The 18,525-nt window shown below is 65.3% G+C and carries 15 protein-coding genes and 1 pseudogene; 4 read left to right on the top strand and 12 right to left on the bottom strand.

Annotation, left to right across the window (positions count from 1 at the left end; all coding sequences use genetic code 11):
- Positions 1-5: 5 nt before the first annotated feature.
- Entirely contained in the window at positions 6-1,496 is a 1,491-nt protein-coding gene (locus VVR85_RS00480; protein WP_368519020.1) for an alpha-(1->6)-mannopyranosyltransferase A, read from the top strand.
- Positions 1,497-1,644: 148 nt separating this feature from the next.
- Positions 1,645-2,652 (top strand): HNH endonuclease signature motif containing protein, encoded by a 1,008-nt coding sequence (locus tag VVR85_RS00475; RefSeq protein WP_368519019.1) that lies wholly within the window; start codon positions 1,645-1,647, stop codon positions 2,650-2,652.
- Positions 2,653-2,796: 144 nt separating this feature from the next.
- Here the strand turns inward: VVR85_RS00475 and VVR85_RS00470 are convergent, their stop codons facing one another.
- Positions 2,797-3,156, bottom strand: a complete 360-nt coding sequence (locus tag VVR85_RS00470; protein ID WP_290226356.1) for an Rv2175c family DNA-binding protein — start codon at positions 3,154-3,156, stop codon at positions 2,797-2,799.
- A gap of 66 nt (positions 3,157-3,222) precedes the next feature.
- On the opposite strand from VVR85_RS00470, the gene VVR85_RS00465 reads away from it, so the two are divergent.
- The gene (locus tag VVR85_RS00465; protein ID WP_368519018.1) at positions 3,223-4,569 is read left to right on the top strand and encodes a protein kinase domain-containing protein; all 1,347 of its coding nucleotides are present in this window, start codon (positions 3,223-3,225) and stop codon (positions 4,567-4,569) included.
- Here VVR85_RS00465 and VVR85_RS00460 read toward each other — a convergent pair.
- Together VVR85_RS00460 and VVR85_RS00455 are read right to left on the bottom strand one after the other, a co-directional pair.
- Positions 4,566-5,969, bottom strand: a complete 1,404-nt coding sequence (locus VVR85_RS00460) for a class II 3-deoxy-7-phosphoheptulonate synthase (protein WP_368519017.1) — start codon at positions 5,967-5,969, stop codon at positions 4,566-4,568. The two genes, VVR85_RS00465 and VVR85_RS00460, sit on opposite strands and share 4 nt — an antisense overlap.
- A 43-nt stretch (positions 5,970-6,012) precedes the next feature.
- Complete coding sequence (locus tag VVR85_RS00455; RefSeq protein ID WP_368519406.1) at positions 6,013-6,522, bottom strand: polyadenylate-specific 3'-exoribonuclease AS; 510 nt, start codon at positions 6,520-6,522, stop codon at positions 6,013-6,015.
- Positions 6,523-6,626: 104 nt separating this feature from the next.
- On the opposite strand from VVR85_RS00455, the gene VVR85_RS00450 reads away from it, so the two are divergent.
- On the top strand, positions 6,627-7,817 hold the full coding sequence (locus VVR85_RS00450; RefSeq protein WP_368519016.1) for a glycosyltransferase 87 family protein: 1,191 nt from the start codon (positions 6,627-6,629) through the stop codon (positions 7,815-7,817).
- 26 nt (positions 7,818-7,843) lie between these two features.
- Here the strand turns inward: VVR85_RS00450 and VVR85_RS00445 are convergent.
- The 9 genes and pseudogenes from VVR85_RS00445 to VVR85_RS00405 form a co-directional block, all read right to left on the bottom strand.
- A pseudogene (locus tag VVR85_RS00445) lies at positions 7,844-8,788 on the bottom strand (hypothetical protein); the annotation flags it as partial.
- Between the two features lie 77 nt (positions 8,789-8,865).
- Positions 8,866-9,621, bottom strand: a complete 756-nt coding sequence (locus tag VVR85_RS00440) for a lysophospholipid acyltransferase family protein (RefSeq protein ID WP_368519015.1) — start codon at positions 9,619-9,621, stop codon at positions 8,866-8,868.
- Between the two features lie 3 nt (positions 9,622-9,624).
- Positions 9,625-10,608: an ROK family protein gene (locus VVR85_RS00435; protein ID WP_368519014.1), complete on the bottom strand. Its 984-nt coding sequence runs from the start codon at positions 10,606-10,608 to the stop codon at positions 9,625-9,627.
- A 26-nt stretch (positions 10,609-10,634) separates the two neighbouring features.
- Positions 10,635-11,768 (bottom strand): glycosyltransferase family 4 protein, encoded by a 1,134-nt coding sequence (locus VVR85_RS00430; RefSeq protein ID WP_368519013.1) that lies wholly within the window; start codon positions 11,766-11,768, stop codon positions 10,635-10,637.
- Between the two features lie 32 nt (positions 11,769-11,800).
- Positions 11,801-12,898: an NlpC/P60 family protein gene (locus VVR85_RS00425; protein ID WP_368519012.1), complete on the bottom strand. Its 1,098-nt coding sequence runs from the start codon at positions 12,896-12,898 to the stop codon at positions 11,801-11,803.
- A gap of 203 nt (positions 12,899-13,101) precedes the next feature.
- A complete protein-coding gene (locus VVR85_RS00420; RefSeq protein WP_368519011.1) occupies positions 13,102-13,719 on the bottom strand; it encodes a C40 family peptidase in 618 nt (205 codons plus the stop codon).
- A gap of 1,022 nt (positions 13,720-14,741) precedes the next feature.
- Positions 14,742-16,364: a cytochrome bc complex cytochrome b subunit gene (locus VVR85_RS00415; protein WP_368519010.1), complete on the bottom strand. Its 1,623-nt coding sequence runs from the start codon at positions 16,362-16,364 to the stop codon at positions 14,742-14,744.
- On the bottom strand, positions 16,364-17,584 hold the full coding sequence (locus VVR85_RS00410; protein WP_368519009.1) for a ubiquinol-cytochrome c reductase iron-sulfur subunit: 1,221 nt from the start codon (positions 17,582-17,584) through the stop codon (positions 16,364-16,366). Before VVR85_RS00410 ends, VVR85_RS00415 begins: the two co-directional genes overlap by 1 nt.
- Positions 17,581-18,480 (bottom strand): c-type cytochrome, encoded by a 900-nt coding sequence (locus VVR85_RS00405; RefSeq protein ID WP_368519008.1) that lies wholly within the window; start codon positions 18,478-18,480, stop codon positions 17,581-17,583. The genes VVR85_RS00410 and VVR85_RS00405 overlap by 4 nt, the downstream gene beginning before the upstream one ends.
- Between the last annotated feature and the right edge of the window lie 45 nt (positions 18,481-18,525).

Raw genomic sequence — 18,525 nt, 5'->3', positions numbered from 1 at the left:
CCGCCATGGCCACGACCCCACTGACTATCCGCCTACCCCGACCGCTGAGCCTCGGGCTCGCCGGGACCATCCTGCTCGCCCTCGCGTCCTTTTCCGGCGGCGCCACCCGCAACCGCGGCGGGCTGCTGGAGGCGCTCAACCTGAGCTTCCTCGCCTACGGCCACGGCCGAAACCTCGGCATGGCGGTGTTCTGGATCGGCATCTTCTGCCTCGTCGGCGCGTGGATTCTCCTCGGCCGCGAAACCGTAGCGCCCGCCCGCAAGGGGGCGCTGGGCACCGTACGCCGGACGCTGACCTGGTGGATCGTGCCGCTGATCGTCGCCGCGCCGCTGGCCTCGCGCGACGTCTATTCCTACCTCATGCAAGGCGCCATGGTCCGCGACGGCTTCGATCCCTATTCCGAAGGCCCGGTGGTCAACCCCGGCCCCTTCCTGCTCGAGGTCTCCCAGGACTGGCGCAACACCACCACCCCGTACGGCCCGCTGCACCTGTGGATTGGCGACGGGGTGACTTCCCTGGTCGGCGACAACGTCGCCGTGGGCATCTTCGTCTACAAGCTCATCTCGCTGGCGGGCTTCGCCGCGATTGCCTGGTCGGTCCCGCGGATCGCGCGCGAGCTCGGCGGCTCGCCCACGATGGCGCTCTGGCTCGGCGTGGCCAACCCCGTCATGCTGCTCCACCTCGTCGCCGGCATGCACAACGAATCCGTCATGGTCGGCCTGGTCTCCGTGGGCCTGCTGCTGGCCCTGCGCCGCAAATTCCTGGCCGGGCTGGCCCTTATCGCCGCCGCCGTGGCTCTGAAGGCGACCGCGTTCATCGCGATGCCCTTCGTCGTCTGGATCATGGTCCACCACTTCGCCCCGCGCGAGTCCTCCAGTCTGGCCAAGCGCTTCGGTGTCTTCGTCGCGGCCGGCGCCGTGATGGTCGTCGAGACCGTCGCCGTCGTGGCCGTCATTACCTGGGCCTCTGGTTCCTCGTGGGGCTGGCTGTCGGAGATTACCGGAAACGCCAAGGTCATCAACCCGCTGGCGGGCCCGACGCTGGTCACCGACGTCATCGCCCCGCTGGTGCAGATCTTCAACCCGGACATCTCCTACAACAGCGTGCTGAGCATCATGCGTACGCTGTCGATGGTCCTCATGCTGCTCGGCCTCGTCCTCGTGTGGTGGCTGTCCCGCCGCAACATTCGCGATGCCATCCTGGGCACCGCCGGCGCCTACCAAGTCGCCTTCATCCTCAATTCCGTGACGCTGCCGTGGTACTACGCCTCCGTCATCTCGCTGGTGGGCGTGGCGCGGCCGCCGATGTGGGTCATCAAGCTCGCCACCGGCGCCTCCGTCTTCGTGGCTGTGTCGTTTTCCAGCGACGGCAACCACCAGCTCTACAACTGGTGGTGGGTCATCGGCTCCATCGTCGTGTCCTGGCTGCTCGCCGAATGGGTCTTCCCGGCCCGCCCGCGGCGGGAGTTATCCACAGGCACCCGCGCTGAAGTGTGACGGGTTCAACTCCCGCGGCGCCAAAGTCGGGGTTATCCACAGGCACCCGCGTTGACGCGTCATCAAAAATGGCGTTTTTGGGCGAGTTATCCACAGGTTCAGGTTTTTCTGCTTGTCGGGGTTGACGGGCGGGCTTAGCGTGTGGGTCATGACAGCAACGACAGCCATGGACACTTTGAAAGCAGCGCACTCAATCTTCGCGGACGGGATCTCCTACTTGGGCCTGTGCCGCGAGCTGAGCCTGCCCGCTTTGAAGGCTGTCATGTCGGACGTTGCCGCGGCCGCCCACTACCGTGCCTGCCAGACGTTCTTCGGGCACACCACGTATACGCGCAAGCAAGCCGATGCGAGGAAAGGCGCCGCGGAATCCGGACACCACTTAGATACTTTGCTGGTGTTGGACAATGCCTTCCGGCGGGTCCGACACAAAGGCCACGCCTGGGCCATGCTCATCGAACTGTGCAACACACCCGGCACCACCAAACAACTACGCAGACTGGCTAACAAAAAGGTCCTGGAGCTTAACCGCCCGGCCCCACCAGCCGAAGGCGTGCGGGTGACCCGCCGCAAAGACGGACCGAGTACTTTTTCTGTTACCGGTGACCCGGAGTTGGTGGAAAACCTCTGGGCCAGTATTAAAACCATCCCCGACGTCGAGGCCTTGTTCAGCGGCGGACTGAACAAGCAGCCCAAGGCCACGCACGTGGTCATCTCCCTGCCCGACTGGGTCCAAATCCTTGCCGGTGATGGGGATGAGATCACCCTGCAACTGACCAACGGGACCACCATGACGGGCGCCGAATACGTCCGCCAATGTTTGTTGGATGCGGGTCTGGCCACGCTGGTGGACCCGAGGCGGGGTCCGGTCAACCAGTACCGCTACCAGCGCCATGCTTCACCGAAGCAGAAGGACATGGCCAAGGCCGAGACCACGACGTGTGCCTGGCCGAACTGTGGGAAGCCAGCCGATGAGTGCCAGGTCCACCACATCCACCCCTGGGTAGACGGCGGAGAAACCAACCAAGAGAATCTGACCTTGTTGTGCGAGTTCCACAATTCCTGGAACGACGACGACCCGGCCTACCCCAGACACGGCAGGATAAACCGCCGCGATGGCAGGGTGACGTGGGATCCGCCCTGGAGCGGCGGGACCTAACGGCTGACACGGGGTCAGCCGAGGTACAAGGAACGAGAGCAGAACCGCAAGACCAGGCTGCGAGGAGACACCCCAAGGGGCAAACCCAGCGAAATACGCGAAAAGGCGCCACGGACCACGTCCGTAGCGCCTACTCGGCGTGCCTTAGAAGGCCGAAGCCTGCGCGCGGCGGATTACCTCGCGCGCGAGGTGCCCGTGCAGGCCATCGATGGGGCGCCCCGGCAGAGACTCGTCCTCGGTGAAGAGGTGGCGAAGGATCTCGTCCTCGCTGTAACCGCCATCGGACAGCACGGTGATAGCGCCCGAAACGAACTTGCTAATGGCGTCCTTGTCGTTGAAGAAGGCCGCGGGGACCAGCTTCTTATCGCCGCTACGCCAGGCGATGATCTTCTTCGCATTCAGCAGGTCGTGCACGCGCGTCACCGCGATGCCGAGCTTGTCGGCAACCTGCGGCAGGGTCAGCATCGGTTCGTCGCGGAGCAGGGTTTCCAGAGATTCATCCATACTAGTCACGGCACTCTACTGTAGCCGGTGTGCACTTTCTCTGGGATTTCGGCCATACTGGAATCCATGAGTCGGTTAGAAATTGGTGACGTGCTGGAGAACCGGTACCGGGTGGACCGCCCCATCGCCCGCGGGGGAATGTCCACGGTCTACCGCTGCGTAGATCTGCGCCTGGGCCGTGCCGTAGCCGCCAAGGTCATGCACGCGGAGTTCGTGGACGACCCCGTCTTTACCCGCCGCTTCGAGCGCGAGGCCAAGGCGATGGCCCAGCTCGCCCACCCGAACCTGGTCGGCGTGTACGACTTCTCCGCCGACGGCGACCCCATGTTCCTCATCATGGAGCTCATCACCGGCGGCACGCTGCGCGAGTTGCTCGCCGAGCGCGGCCCCCTGCCGCCCTATGCGGCGGCCAGCGTCATGCGCGCCGTGCTGGCGGGCCTGAACGCCGTCCACAACAAGGGCCTGATTCACCGCGACATCAAGCCTGACAACGTACTCATCAACTCGGATCACCGCGTGATGCTCGGCGATTTCGGCCTGGTCCGCTCCACCAGCGCGCAGCAGGCGACCTCCGACAAAATCGTCGGCACGGTCTCTTACCTGGCCCCCGAGCAGGTCGACGGATCCCGCATCACGCCCGCCACGGACGTCTACTCGGCGGGCATCGTTCTTTTTGAGCTGCTGACCGGCACCGTCCCCTTCCAGGGCGAGACCGCTCTGGCGCACGCCCTGGCCCGCCTCCAAGAGGACGTGGTGGCGCCGAGCGAGCGCATCGCTGGCATTCCCCCGCTTTTCGATGCCCTCGTCGCCTCCGCCACCGCCCGGGATCCGCAGGGCCGCTTCGCCGACGCCGGCGAATTCCTCGCCGCGCTTGACGATGTCTCCCACGAACTGGGCCTACAAACCTACACCGTGCCCGTCCCGCAGGATTCCGCCGCCGCCCGCACCGCGGCCCAGCCGACGGACATGTCCGGCACGGCGGTCTTCGCCGCCACCGGGGTCTTCGAAAAATCCGAGCCGCCCGAGGACCTCGATGTCTCGGACGCGGAGGCGGAAACGCGCATCGTGAGCGACCCCGCGGCAGAGGCAGAGACCGAGCAGTACCGCCGCGCGCCGCTCAGCTTCGAGACCCGCGTCGACCACGCCCCGCAGCCGATGCCCGCGCCCCAGCCGGCGCAGCCCATGCAGCCGGCGCAACCGGCGCCGGTGCCGCAGCAGCGCCCCCAGGCTGCCCCGATGGCCCGCACGGCAGAAGAAGAACCCACCGAGCGGCTGCTGACCAACCGTTCGTGGGTTCCGTTGACGCTATTTCTTATCGTCGCTGCTGTGCTCGCTGGCGGCGTCGGGCTGGCGGCCTGGTGGTTCGGGTCCGGCTACTACGCCGGCACCCCGATTTTCTGGCGCACCTACTAGCGATGCCGATCCTGGTTACGCAGCATCTCCGCGACCAAGAAGGATAGCTCCAGCGACTGCTGCGTGTTCAGGCGCGGGTCCACGGCGGACTCGTAGCGGCCCGGCAGGTCGACGTCGGTGATGTCCTCGGCGCCACCCAGGCACTCGGTAACATCCTCGCCGGTGAACTCCAGGTGGATGCCGCCCGGGTGAGTGCCGAGCTCGCGGTGCACCTCGAAAAAGCCCTGCACCTCGTCCAGAATCTTGTCGAAGTGGCGGGTCTTGTAGCCGTTGGACGCGGTGAAGGTGTTGCCGTGCATCGGGTCGGACTGCCAGACGACCTTGTGCCCGGACTCCTCGACGGCCTTGATGACCGGCGGCAGCACGCTGCGCACCTTGTCGTGGCCCATGCGGGCGATCATGGTCAGGTGGCCCGGCTCGCGCAGCGGGTCGAGCTTCTCCGCGTATTCCACGGCCTCCTCCGGCGTGATCCCCGGGCCCAGCTTAATGCCGACCGGGTTGCCGATAAGCGCCGCGAAGTTGACGTGGAAGTCCTCCCGCCCGCGGGTGCGCTCGCCGACCCACAGCTGGTGGGCCGACAGGTCGTAGAGCTTGGTGTGGCCGCGATCGTCCTGTCCCAGGCGCAGCATGCCGCGCTCGTAGTCCTTGAGCAGGGCCTCGTGGGAGCAGTAGATGTCGGCCGAGCGCAGGGTGTCATCGTTGACGCCGCAGGCGCTCATGAAGTTCAGGCCGGCCTCGATCTCGTTGGCCAGGGCCTCGTAGCGGGCGCCGGCGCGGGAGTTGGAGACGAACTCGCGGTTCCACTCGTGCAGCGAGTACAGGTCCGCCGTGCCCGAGGAGGTCAACGCGCGCACCAGGTTCATCGCGGCCGAAGAGTTGGCGTAGGCACGCACCATGCGGGCCGGATCGTGACGACGGGCCTCCTCGGTCGGCTCCACGCCATTGACGATGTCGCCGCGGTAATTCAGCAACCCGTTACCGTCGCGGTCCGCGGACCGCGGCTTGGCGTACTGGCCCGCAATACGCGCGAGCTTCACCACCGGCGTCGACGCACCGTAGGTCAGCACCACGGCCATCTGCAGGAGGGTCTTGATGTTGCCGCGGATATGCGGCTCGGTGTTGGACTCGAAGGTCTCGGCGCAGTCGCCGCCCTGGAGCAAAAAGGCCTTGCCGGTGGCCACCGCCGCGAGCTTGCGCTTGAGAGATTCAATCTCCGGCGGCACGACGATCGGCGGGACCGACTCCAAGATCTTGCGCACGTTGTCCGCCTGGTTCTGGTCCCAGGACGGCTGCTGCTTGGCAGGGCGGTCTACGACGTCCCGAAACTTCTCCTCGATGCCATCCGGCAACGGAGGAAGATCGGGCAGGGCTTCATTAGGGATATCAATTGTCCAACTCACACCCTGATTTAACCACGTTCATCGGTCGGATGATAGTTACGGGTTACTTAGTAATCCGATTGCCCTTGCTCAGCGGCAGTGCCTTTTGGCAGATGTTGAACTTGGCTAGGTTGTGGCGCGCGTCCACCAAGGCGTCGTGGTTGCCGGCCGGCACGGCCGGCAGCTTCGGGCGACCGGCAAACTCCCAGTACTGCTTGAGTTCGCGGGTATAACGCGGCAGCCGCTTCGGCAGCCCGGCCATGTCGCCCCACAGCTGCGCCAGCACCACGTGATCGTAGGCGCCCACCCAGGCCCACAATTCGGGCGGCGTTTTGGCGCTGCATAAAAATCCGTAGACTTCCTCCCGGATGGTGTGGATGGGCTTCCACACGGCATCGTGGGGCGAGGGCAATTTGTCGAGGACGTTCTCGCGCACCCAGGCGTTGGCCAGCTGGGGGTCGAACTCCGTCGACACGGCGTAGTACTCGCGCCCGTCTTCCGCGACAATCCCGATGGAGACCAGTTCTATCGTCCGGCCGTCCTCAATGAATTCGGTGTCGTAGAAGTATCGCACGGTCATTGATTCTAGCCGGTGGCTGGGCGGGCCCTCGCGCGGGGTAGACTACTTCCGTGCTCGCTTCAGTCGTACGGCGCGTTCCCGCCTGGATCCCGCTCCTTGTGTCGTTTGCTGTAAGCATCGTCTGGCTTATCGATGCCCCCTTATTCCTCACCGAAGGCATCCTGCGGCCGTATTACCACATCGATCTCGACGTCTACCGCGCCGGCGGCCAGGCTTGGCTGGCCGGCGAGCACCTCTACGCGCAGGACTATCAGGTCACCAGCGGGATGATCCTGCCCTTTACGTACCCGCCACTGGCGGCGGTGCTCTTTTCGTCTCTCAGCGTGGCCAGCCTGCCGGTGGTCTCGGTGACCTGGACGGTGGCATCGTGGGCCGGGCTGTGGGCGTGCCTGTGGCTGGTGCTGCGGCCGCTCAAAAAAGACGCGGCGGCGACGTGGGCCGCCTGGTGCATGGTGCCCGCGGCGCTGGCCGAGCCCATCACCGAGACCTTCAGCTTCGGCCAAATCAACATCCTGCTCGCCCTCATCGTCCTGGTGGACTTTCTGGTCCTGCCCCGCCGCCTGCGCGGCGTGCTTCTAGGCCTGGCGATTAGCATCAAGCTGACCCCCGCGGTCTTCGTGCTGGTCTACTTCGCCCGGCGGGAGTGGCGCGCGCTAGCGACCACCGCGGGGGCCTCCATCGCCTGGGTCGGGGTGGGCTTTGTCGCCGCCCCGGCGAGCTCGCGGGACTACTGGCTGTCGACGCTGCAGGACTCGGAGCGCATCGGCGGCCTGGCGTATTCGTCGAACCAGTCGCTGCGCGGCTTCCTCGAACGCGTTGGGGCCGGCGACTGGTGGCTGGCGGGCGTCGTCGTCATCATCCTGGCCTGTGGGGCGGCGGTCTACCGCGTCCGCGCCGGCGGCGTGGTGCCGATGATCCTGATTGCGGCCCAGCTGTCCCTGCTGGCCTCGCCGGTGTCCTGGTCCCACCACTACGTGTGGCTGGTGCTGCTGGCGGCCTACGTCACCGCGCTCCTACCGCGGAGCGTCTGGCTGGCCGGGCTGCTGTGGCTGGTGCTGTTCGCCCGCGGGCACTGGCTGGTTCCCTACACCCAGAACCAGGAGCTGGAATGGAGCCTGTGGCAGGCCATCCCCGGCAACGACTATTTCTGGCTGTCCTGGGTGGTCGTGCTGTGCGCGCTGGTGGCGCCGCGGTATATCTGCGGCGGTTTCATCGACCAGCCCAGCACGGGCACCTTGCTCAAGGCCCACAGCGCCAGCGCCCCGACGGCGGAGATGCCCAAGCAGTAAAGAATCCAGAACCAGGTGTTCTCCCACGGCCACGCGCCGTCGATCATGATCTCGACCGGGTGGTAAGCGGTCAGCAGCCCGAAGCCCAGGGTCAGTGCGATGGGGTGGCCCAGGTAGACCGGCAGCGTGTGCCGCCCGGTAAAGCGCAAGAGGTGGGATACACCCGGAATGTAGGACAACAGGACCGCGCCCGCGATGGCGGCCGGGAACATCAGCAGGTGCTGGCCTAGACGCACCAGCGACCACAGCTCCGCCCCGCCGAGCCACTCGGCCCCGGGTAGGTACCAATCCACCACGATGTCCGAGTCCTTGATGCCATTCCACCAGCGGACCAGGCTGTAGCCAGCCACGAAGCCGCCGGCGCTGCCGAGCAACGGCGCGATGGCCTTGAGAACCGCGTACTTGGGTGGGCGCACGCGGGCGGTGAAGGCGTGGCTTAAGGGGGCATCGATGAGCTCGGCGAAGGCGGTGATCCACTGGCGGCAGAACGCGCCGATGACGAAGATGGGCAGGTACATCAGCGCCTTGCCTACGAAGTAGACCTCCTCGTGCCAGCCCAAAAAGAGGATGGGAATAAGCGAGCCAGCAATGGCGGCCCAGCGCGGCAGGCGGCGAACCGCCCACAGGTAGAGGTTAAACAGCACCAGCGCGTGTAGGAACCAACCCATGTTGTGGCCTAGCACCAGGGAGCTGGCGTAGTCGGCGAAGGTGCGCGGCTCGTCGCCGAAGACTATTGCGTAGTGGACGCTGTTGGTCCACAGCTCGACGGGTACCCAGATGCAATAGGGCACGATGAAAAACCAGAGGCGACGGCTGAACAGCTCCCACAGGCTGTAGTGGAAGATCTTTTTCGAAAAGTAGCCGCTGACCAAGAAAAACAGCGGCATACGCAGCGGGTCCAGCCAGGTGTTTGCGGTAAAGAGCCAGGTCAGGTGGGCATCCGGGACGCTGATGGAGATATGCAGTACCACCACGCCGATGATCGAGAGCCCCTTCGCGACATCGGGCCAGGCCAGCCTTTGGGAGGCGGCGGAAGAAGGCAAAACTTCTAAGCCACCCCCGACTGCGGCGACGAAGGCTCCGCGCCCTCCGGGTAGCCGTTTCCGGCGGCCAGGGATTCCTTGACCTCGGAGGCGTAGACGTCGACGTAGGGCTGGTCCACCATCTCCGCCAGGCGGTGCATGATGAAGTCGGTGAAGGCGCGGGCGGCCTCGTGGGACTCGGGGTCCAGGTCGTTATCCCGGGCCCAGGCGATGGGGTCGATGGGCTCGCCCACCACCATGCCGACGCGCTTGGGCCGCGGGATCCATGTGCCGATGGGGTTGGCGTCGCGGCTGCCGATCATGCCGATCGGGATAACCGGCTCGCCGGTGGCCATGGCCACCCGGGCCATGCCGGTGCGCCCCTTGTACACGCGGCCGTCCGGCGAGCGCGTGCCCTCCGGGTAGATGCCAAACAGGTCGCCGTTGCCGAGGATCCGCTTGGCAGAAATTAGCATGCCCGCGCTAGCGGACTCGGCGTTGCGCTCGATGGGCACCTGCCCCACCGAGCTGAAGAACCACTTCTGCACGCGGCCGACCAGCCCGGGCGTGGTGAAGTATTCCGATTTGGCGAGAAAGATAATCTGCCGCGGGCACAGCAGCGGAAAGTAGAAGGAATCCATCACGGCTTGGTGGGTGGACGCCAAGATGGCGGACCCGGTGGCCGGGATGTTGTCCATGCCGCGCGACCAGGGTCGGTTCCATAGCCGCAGCGCCGGGCCGAAGAAAATATTCTTAAAGGCCCAATACCATTTATTGTGCATCGTCTAACTTTCCTCGTGAACCATGTCTGCCTGGCGCAGGGCCAAATCTCCCACCCCGATCATACCTGCTGCCGATCCCAGGCTGGCGGTAACGACCTCCGCCACGGGGCGGTGCCCCGCGCCGACGATGTCGCGGGCCATGAACTCGCGCGCCGTGTCGAGGTAGAGATCAGCGTCCTTGCTGACTCCCCCGCCCAGCACGATGAGCTCCGGGTCGAGGACGTCGGTCACGATCGACAGGCCCTGGCCGAGCCAGCTGCCCAGGTCCTCCATGACGGCGATCCCCAGGGCGTCGCCCGCGCGGGCGGCGTCGGCGATCTCCTCGCCGGAGGGGTTGGCCGGCAGCGTGGTGGAATAGTTCGGGCGCAGCTCGTTGGCGGTGTCGGTCAGCGCGGTACCCGAGGCGTAGCGCTCCAGGCAGCCGCGCTTACCGCACGAGCACTGGCGCCCGCCCGGCACGACCACGAGGTGGCCGAATTCCGGGGCGGTGCCAAAAGCGCCGCGGTAGATGGTCTCTTGCGTCATCAGCGTCGCGCCGATCCCGGTGCCCACGGAGAAAAACACCCAGTCGCGGGCGTGCTGCCCGGCCCCGAAGCGCCACTCGCCCCAGGCCGCGGAGTTCGCGTCGTGCTCAAGCCGCACCGGCAGGCCCAGGCGCTCCTCCACCCGCCGGCGGACGGGGGCGTTGCGCCACGGCAAGTGCGGCGCGAAGCGCACCACCTCACAGTCCGGGTCGATAAACCCGGCCACGGCCAGCCCCACGGCCTGGATGCGGTAGGTGCCCTGGAGGCGGCGGACGGCATCGACAAGCGCGTCCTCGAGTGCCTCTGCGGTACTGGGGGTGGGGACGCTGACGCTATCGATGAGCTGCCCGTCGGTGGTAATCACGCCGGCGCGCAGGTTGGTGCCCCCAATATCCATGCCGATAGTCAACGGCTGCGAGGACTCCATCTCTGCAGACGAGGGGGTGGGGAAGGCTTTCGACATGCAGTCTAGGATATACCCCCTCCCCCTTAGCGGTCACATCGAAGGAGGCCGCGCAGACGGGCGCCCATGACCGCCCAGGTCCATTCCTGCTGCACGTATGCGCGCCCGGCCCGGCCCATCTCCTGCCGGCACTGGGGATCTGACAACAAAGCATCCAGGGCGCGGGTCAGCTCATCCACGCTCGACCCGCGCACGACGATGCCCGTGTCTTGCGTGACGGTCTCCGGCGCGCCGCCGGAGTCGCCGGCGATGACGGGCAGGCCAGCTGCCTGAGCCTCGAGGTAGACGATGCCCAGCCCCTCCACGTCGAGCCCGCCACCGCGGGTGCGGGCCGGCATGGCGAAGATATCGGCGGCGGCCAAGGCGGCGTTCAGGTCGGCGGTATCGGCAGCCTCGGCGAAGTGGGTGTCCAGGAAGTAGATGCCGGCCAGCGTCTCGAGGCTGGCGCGGTAGCGGCCGCGGCCAACGATGAGCAGCTGGGCGTCCGGGTGGTTGTGCTGGAGCCGGCCGAAGGCGCGGATGAGCTGGTCCTGGCCCTTGCGCGGGACCAGGCGGGAAATACAGACGACGACGGGGCCATCCTCCCGCAGCCCGTAGCGGCGGCGGGCGGCGGTGGCCGCCGCGGCGTCCACGGGGTGGAAATCGTCCGTGTTGACGGCCGAGGGCAGGTGTACCCAGTCCAGCTGGGAGCCGAAGGCCGGGCGCAGGCGGCGCAGGGTGTAGCCAGAGATATAGGTCGCGGCCGTGGCCGAGGCGCCGATGAGGCGGAGGGCCTGGCGGGCGCCGGGGAGCATCGACCAGCCGACCTCGTGGCCGTGGGTGGTGACGATGACGCGGGTGGCGCCGGCAGCCCGGGCGGCCTTGCCGAGGAGCCCGAGCGGGGCGGCGGCGCCGAACCAGACCGTGTCGATGCCCTCGCGGCGGATGATCTCCTGCATGGCGCGCGCCGTCGCCGGCGTGGGCAGCATGACCCGGCGGGGCCAGCGCACTACCCGGTAGGGCAGGTCGCGGTCGTAGGAGGCGGCATCGTCGGCGTTTTGGGTCGAGGCGAAGACCATGACCTGGTCCGGGGGCAGGGTGCCGAGGAAATCCCGCAGGTAGGACTGGATCCCGCCGATGGTGGGCGGGAAATCATTGGTAACAAGCAAAACGCGGACCATAGGCACCAACTGTACCTATAGCCCGCGCGCGTTTAGTAACGGGAAGCGCCCTGGATGGGCATGGAGTCGACCGGCACGACCTGGACCGGCACGCCGTAGGTCGAGGCGTGGACCACCTGGCCGTCGCCGATGTACATGCCGACGTGGGTAACGCCCGGGTAGTAGCCGACGATATCGCCCGGCTGCAGGTCGTTGATGCTCACGCTGGTGCCACCGGCGATCTGCGCCTGGGAGGTACGCGGGATGCTCACGCCCTTTTGCTGGTAGGCCCAGAACATCAGGCCGGAGCAGTCGAACTCGGTGGGGCCGGCGGCGCCCCAGCCGTAGGGGCTGCCGATCTTCGACAGGGCCGCGGCCACGGCGTCGCCGCCCTTGCCGGACAGGCCGGCGATGTCCTCCGGCGACAACGAAGAGCCGCCAAACTGGGCCTCCCAGCGGGCGCGGTCCTCGCCGGACAGCGCGTCGACGCGCTCCTCGATGGAGGCCTTCTGCTTCTCCAGCTCCTCCTGCTCGCGGACGAGGCGGTCCTTCTGCTCCTGCAGCTCGCGGGTCTTGCGCTCTGCCTCCTTGACGGCGGCGTCGGCGGCGTCCCGCTTGGACTTGGCGGCGTCCGCGTTGGTCGACATGGTCTCGAGGTTGCGCTGGGCGTCGCGGGAAATAGCGCCCAGGTAGCCGAGGCGCTCCACGGCGGCCTGGGGGTCGCCGCTGGCCAAGGTGGCGGTGAAGCGGTCCATGTTCACGCCGCGGTAGCGCGACTTGGCGATGTCGTTGACGTTGCCGCGCTGGTCGTTAACGGCGGCATCGGCAGCGTCTGCCTCTTCCTGAGCGTGGCGGGCGTGCTCCGCCGAGCGCTGCGTGTCCTTCTCCGCCTCGGCGAGCTTGTCCTCGGCCTCCTTGACCTTTTCGCTCTTCGCGGAGACCTTCTGCGCGACCTCGCCCATCTCGTGCAGCAGAGAATCAACGTCGTCGCCAGCCGGAGCGACGGCGGGCTGCTCCGCGCCGTCGGTCTCCTGCGCGCCCGCTACGGGGTTCAGTGCCGCTGCGCCCAGAACAACGGCCGTGGTGGCAGCCAACCAGCCGCCGGAGATGCGGCGCATGGAACGGGTGCGCCGCGCAGAATATTCAAGCACGAGGACTCTTTCTTCAGTGTTAAAAAACGAGTGAACTAACTTAATGAACTATAGAGCATCCCGCGGGTGTTTACCAGTCGGACGCGAAGTTGTTTTCCCACCTCAGGCGGGAAACTGGCGAACTTGAAACGGGTGTGATTAAAGAGAAAACCCCGACCCGCTAGCGCGGATCGGGGCGAGCCCTTGAGGGGCTGCGGAAAGTCCTAGAAACGGACGGCCGAGTGGATCGGCATGTAGTCCAGCGGACGCTCCTGAACCGGGGTGCCGGAGTTCAGGGCATCGATGATGGTGCCGTTGCCGGTGTAGATACCGACGTGGGAAGCGCCACCGTAGTAGGCAACGATGTCGCCCGGCTGCAGCTGGTCCAGGGCGACCGGGGTGCCCTGGGCGGCCTGCGCCTGGGAGGTACGCGGGATGGACTTGCCAACCTGTCCGTAGGCCCAGGAGGTCAGGCCGGAGCAGTCGAAGGAGTTCGGGCCGGCAGCGCCCCAGCCGTACGGTGCGCCGATGACGGAGCGAGCCGCGTCGACGACCTTCTGGCCCTCGGACTTAGCCGGTGCCGGAGCAACCTGTGCAGCGGCGTTGTAGTTGACGTTCTGAGCCTCGCCCAGGGACGGGACGTAGGTCTGGATGTTCGGAACCTTCTCAATGTTCGGGATCTGGTCCAGGCCCTGGACATCGAAAGAGTAGTTGGTGTTCGGGATAACTACCTCGGTAGCGTTCGCAACGCCCGGGACGGCGACGGTAGCGGATGCAGCCACTACGGCGGTGGTCGCGATACGACGGGTCATGGTTGCGGTCTGACGACGGTGCTTAGCCACGAAAATAAACTCCAAATCTTGTTTAGCGCCTACCCTGCCGAGTTTCCTTCTACATCGGCAAGGCTCTGGCCCTGGGGACGGGCCTAACGTTCGTCGGCCGGCAGTGGTGACACCGCCGGCCTCCGTTCGGCCACAACCCTCTTCGTGGGAGCGGCCAGATACGGCGCTTGAAAAATTCTTTAGTTCGGGACTGGCTGCTCGGTGAGCAACGCTGTGTCTCGAATAGGTTACGAAACAATCACGAAAGATGTCTAATTGACCAAAGCGTGTCGCGTTGTAACCGTTTCGTTATACCCCGTTTATCGGACTGAGACGCTCTCAGGTTTTCTCACTCCGGCGCGCACCCCTCAACGCCAAGCGACCCGAACGAGAATACCATGACCAGCGGCAACACCAAAATCACGCAACACCCCCAATTCTCAGCAAGTTCTTCCCGACCACATGAAGGCGATCAAGACACTTTTTAATTGTTAGCTTAATCACACACCCAAATTTCGGCGAATTTTTCCGAATTTTAGGCCCCTTAGAGGGCCTCCCCAGGCCCAAAACCGGCCCACCGAAGGTGCAATACCGCGCCTCACCGTTCACTCCGGCACCACGGCTCCCCAAAGTCTCCAATATAAAAGGAGACAGCCCAGTAGCTACTGCGCTCCCCTGCGCCGCCTCTACCCCGCCGCCTACCACTCCACCACCGCGCGACCATTCTTCTATATACGGATCTATATAGGAAGGCGTATACGAGCCCTACCGAGCCCACGCGCTCCTGGCGCAAGAGAGACGGCGGTGGGGCTGCCACAGTGCGTGATACGCCGCAGCAGCGGGCCCCGCGGCCGCTGGCCGCTCCCCCGGCGCCCAAGACGGGCACAGTGGCGCCCGTGGGCACCGTGCGCATCGGGAGGACTGTTGACTCCGTGGGGGCTGCGGGCGCGGGGGCATCGTTAGCCGGTGGCATAACAAAAGCCCGCCGGACTCCCAGTGGGAGCGGCGGGCTTCGTGAGCGCTAGTTAAAGGATGGCCAGCTGTTAGTAGCGGCCGTTCTCCTCGTCGTCGCGACGGTTGGCCTCGTTGAGGCGGCGGAACATCTCCGCTTCCTCGGCGGCGTTGTCAGCGTGGTGCTGGTGCACACGCTTGACCACACCCTCTTCGTCGGAGGAGAAGATGCCCTGGGTCTCGGCGTCGGCCAGGCCCAGCTCGTTGAGCTGCTTCGGGACCTTGGCGCCGGCGTACTTGAGCGGGACGGCGTGGCCGTGCTCGTCGACCGGGCCCAGCGGCTGGTGAACCTCGATGAAGGCACCGTTCGGCAGCTGCTTGATGACACCGGTCTCGATGCCGTGCTCCAAGACCTCGCGGTCGGAGCGCTGCAGGCTCACGCAAATCTTGTAGGTGATGACGTAAGCCAGCGGCGGCAGGACCAGCAGGCCGATACGGCCCAGCCAGGTCATCGCGTTCAGCGAGATCTGGAAGAAGTGAGCGACGTGGTCGTTACCACCGGACATGGTCACCAGCAGGAAGAAGGTGATGGCCATGGCACCGATGCCGGAGCGGACCGGAACGTCGCGCGGACGCTGCAGCAGGTTGTGGTGGGCGTCGTCGCCGGTCATCTTCTTCTCGATGAACGGGTAGGCGAACAGCAGGACGACCATCAGGCCACAGAGCAGGGCTACCCAGAAGGCGCTCGGGATGGTGTAGCTGCCCAGGTAGAGCTCCCAGGCCGGCATAATACGAGCGACACCGTCAGTCCACAGCATGTAGATATCCGGCTGGGAACCAGCGGAGACCTGCGACGGGTTGTACGGCCCCAGGTTCCAGATGGCGTTAATGGTCAGCAGACCAGACATCAGAGCCAGGACGCCGGCAACCATCAGGCCCATGCCAATCGCCTTGGTGGCGAAGACCGGCATGATGCGGACGCCAACGACGTTGTTCTCGGCGCGGCCCGGCCCCGGGAACTGGGTGTGCTTCTGGTACCAGACCAGGATGAGGTGGGCGGCAATCAGGCCCAGGATGATGCCCGGGATGACCAGGACGTGCAGGATGTAGAAACGATCCAGCATCAGGTCGGACGGGAAGTCGCCGTCGAAGATGGCCCAGTGCAACCAGGTACCGATGATCGGCAGGCCCAGGATGATGGCGGACATAATGCGCAGACCAACGCCGGAGAGCAGGTCGTCCGGCAGGGAGTAGCCGAGGAAGCCCTCGACCATGCCCAGCAGAATCAGCGCGCAGCCGATGATCCAGTTTGCCTCACGCGGGCGGCGGAACGCACCGGTGAAGAAGATGCGCAGCATGTGCGCGACCATGGACATCATGAACATCAGGGCTGCCCAGTGGTGCATCTGGCGGACGAAGAGGCCGCCGCGTACCTCGAAGGACAGGTCCAGGGCCGTCGCGTAAGCACGCGACATCTCCACGCCGTTGAGCGGGGTGTAGGCGCCGTCGTAGATGACCTTGCTGATCGACGGGTCGAAGAACAGCGCCAGGTAAATACCGGTCAGCAGCAGGATGATGAAGCTGTACAGCGCCATTTCGCCCAGCATGAAGGACCAGTGGGTCGGGAAGACCTTGTTGATCTGAGTGCGGATCATGCCGGAGGCAGTGTACCGCGAATCAATGTTGTTACCGATTTCAGCGAGTTTATTGCTCATTATGACTTACGCTCCCAGAATGCCGGGCCGACAGGCTCAATGAAGTTACCCTGCGCGACGAGGTAGCCGTCTTCGTCCACGGTGATCGGCAGCTGCGGCAGAGCACGGGCGGCCGGGCCGAAGACCGGCTTGCCGTACTCCAGGGCGTCGAACTGCGACTGGTGGCACGGGCACAGGATTCGGTTGGTCTGAGCCTCGTACAGCGAGGTCGGGCAACCGATGTGAGTACAAATCTTGGAGAAGGCGTAGTAGTCACCGTGGTGGAAGTCTTCCTGACCCTTGCGCTCGATGGCGCGCTGTGCGTCTGCGTGGCGCAGGCGAATCAGCATGACCGCGTTGCGGTTGCCGTGGATCGAGTGCATGTGGTTTTCGTAGACATCCTTCTGCGGATCGTACAGGTCGCCGTCGTTGACGTCGGACTCAGCCAACGGGAACACGGTCTCCATACCGCCGGCAGCCAGGTCCTCCGGACGGACGCGGACCAGGCGCGCCAGGCCCTTCGTGGTGTAGTGGCTGCCGGACTCACCCTCGTGCATCTCAGCGATGGTGCTGGTGTCACGAGCGAGGTAGAGCTTGACGCCCTTCTCGTGCAGGGTCCAACCCGAGGTCCACAGGGTGCCGTCACCCATGTAGTTCATCTCGTGACGAACCTTCCACGGGTTCTTGATGGCGCCGCCCAGCGGGGCGATGACCGACAGGCCGAAGAGGACGCCGGCGCCGCCGAGCAGGCCCATCAGGGTCTTGCGGCGACCCAGGGTGGAGGTCTTCCACGAGTCGTTCAGCAGGGCGGTCAGGGTGCGGCGGTCAACCTCGTCGGAAGGACCGTCGTGGCGACGCTGGACCGAAATCTCTTCCGGAATGATCTTCTTGACGTACTGAATAATAGCGACGCCCAGGCAGATGATTGCCAGACCGGAGAACAGACCCAGCAGCGGGGTGTAGAGAGTGTGCCAGATGAGGCCGTCTTCACCCAGGGTCTTGAACTGCCACGGCCAGAACAGGTACACGCCCAAAAAGGCGATGGCCGAGATGATGGAAATCGTCAGCCAGATACCAATGCCGGTGGCCGCGCGCTTCTCAGCCGGGTCACCCTCAACCGGGAAGCGTTCCTTACGGAAAGCGACGGTGACGTCGTCCAGCTCAGTACCGAGGGCAGCGAGCTCGTCGTTGCTCATGCCCTTCAGCTGAGCGTCGGTGTAGTTGTGATTTACGTTGCTCATGAGCGCGATCCCATCCACATAGCGGCCGCGCACAGCGCGGTGATGCCGATAATCCACATTGCCAGGCCTTCAGAGACCGGGCCGAGACCGCCCAGGTCCCAGCCTGCCGGAGACGGGGTCTCGTTAGCAGACTTGATGTAGGCGATGATGTCCTTCTTCTCGTCAGCGGTCAGCTGGCGATCGGAGAACTTCGGCATGTTCTGCGGGCCGGTCAGCATGGCCTGGTAGATCTCCTGCTCGTTGGCGGGATCCAGGGCCGGTGCGTACTTACCGGAGGACAGTGCGCCACCCTGGCCGGTGAAGTTGTGGCAGGAAGCGCAGTTCATGCGGAACAGCTCAGAACCCTTGGCGACGTCCTCGGCCTGAATCTGGCCGTTGTAGTTGGCGCCGCGCAGGGACTCCATAGCAATCGTGCCGTCTTCTTTGTAGACGATGTCCGGTCCCCCACCGTTGGCCGCAACGTAGGCAGCCAGGGCCAGGGTCTGCTGCTCGGTGTAGCGCGGGGTCTTGCGCTCCGCCTGGGCATCGTTAGACATCATCGGCATACGGCCGGAGTGAACCTGGAAGTAGACCGAGCCGGCACCGACGCCGATGAGCGACGGGCCGCGCTTCTCGACGCCCTGCAGGTTGGCACCGTGGCAGGTGATACAAGCGACATCGTAGATGTCCTTGCCTTCCTGGATCAGGGCTTGGTCATCCTTCTGGGCGGTGGCGACCTGAGCGTCCGGCGTCAGGGCGGTGGCCAGAACGCCAGCACCCGTCAGACCGACGGTCAGCGCGAAAGCGCCCGCGAGGGTGCGCTTCATCTTGCGCCGGCGGCGAGTCTTCTTCGCCGCAGCCGCCGGGGTGGTCTCCCCCACCGGTGAAGCGTTGTTGTTGGGATTGGTATCCATCATTTTCCTTTTGTGTTACTGGTGTCCGGAAATGAATGGCTGTAGACC

The organism is Corynebacterium sp. LK2590, assembly GCF_040946105.1.
Classification (GTDB): domain Bacteria; phylum Actinomycetota; class Actinomycetes; order Mycobacteriales; family Mycobacteriaceae; genus Corynebacterium.
Note: the sequence above shows the minus strand (reverse complement) of the source record. Positions and strands in the feature narration are given on the sequence as shown.

What these genes read in the sequence shown, in the direction of transcription:
- VVR85_RS00440 (WP_368519015.1), bottom strand. Translation starts at nt 9,621, where the DNA reads ATGCACAATAAATGGTATTGGGCCTTTAAGAATATTTTCTTCGGCCCG.
- VVR85_RS00465 (WP_368519018.1), top strand. Translation starts at nt 3,223, where the DNA reads ATGAGTCGGTTAGAAATTGGTGACGTGCTGGAGAACCGGTACCGGGTG.
- VVR85_RS00410 (WP_368519009.1), bottom strand. Translation starts at nt 17,584, where the DNA reads ATGAGCAACGTAAATCACAACTACACCGACGCTCAGCTGAAGGGCATG.
- VVR85_RS00430 (WP_368519013.1), bottom strand. Translation starts at nt 11,768, where the DNA reads ATGGTCCGCGTTTTGCTTGTTACCAATGATTTCCCGCCCACCATCGGC.
- VVR85_RS00435 (WP_368519014.1), bottom strand. Translation starts at nt 10,608, where the DNA reads ATGTCGAAAGCCTTCCCCACCCCCTCGTCTGCAGAGATGGAGTCCTCG.
- VVR85_RS00470 (WP_290226356.1), bottom strand. Translation starts at nt 3,156, where the DNA reads ATGGATGAATCTCTGGAAACCCTGCTCCGCGACGAACCGATGCTGACC.
- VVR85_RS00405 (WP_368519008.1), bottom strand. Translation starts at nt 18,480, where the DNA reads ATGATGGATACCAATCCCAACAACAACGCTTCACCGGTGGGGGAGACC.
- VVR85_RS00480 (WP_368519020.1), top strand. Translation starts at nt 6, where the DNA reads ATGGCCACGACCCCACTGACTATCCGCCTACCCCGACCGCTGAGCCTC.
- VVR85_RS00475 (WP_368519019.1), top strand. Translation starts at nt 1,645, where the DNA reads ATGACAGCAACGACAGCCATGGACACTTTGAAAGCAGCGCACTCAATC.
- VVR85_RS00415 (WP_368519010.1), bottom strand. Translation starts at nt 16,364, where the DNA reads ATGAGCAATAAACTCGCTGAAATCGGTAACAACATTGATTCGCGGTAC.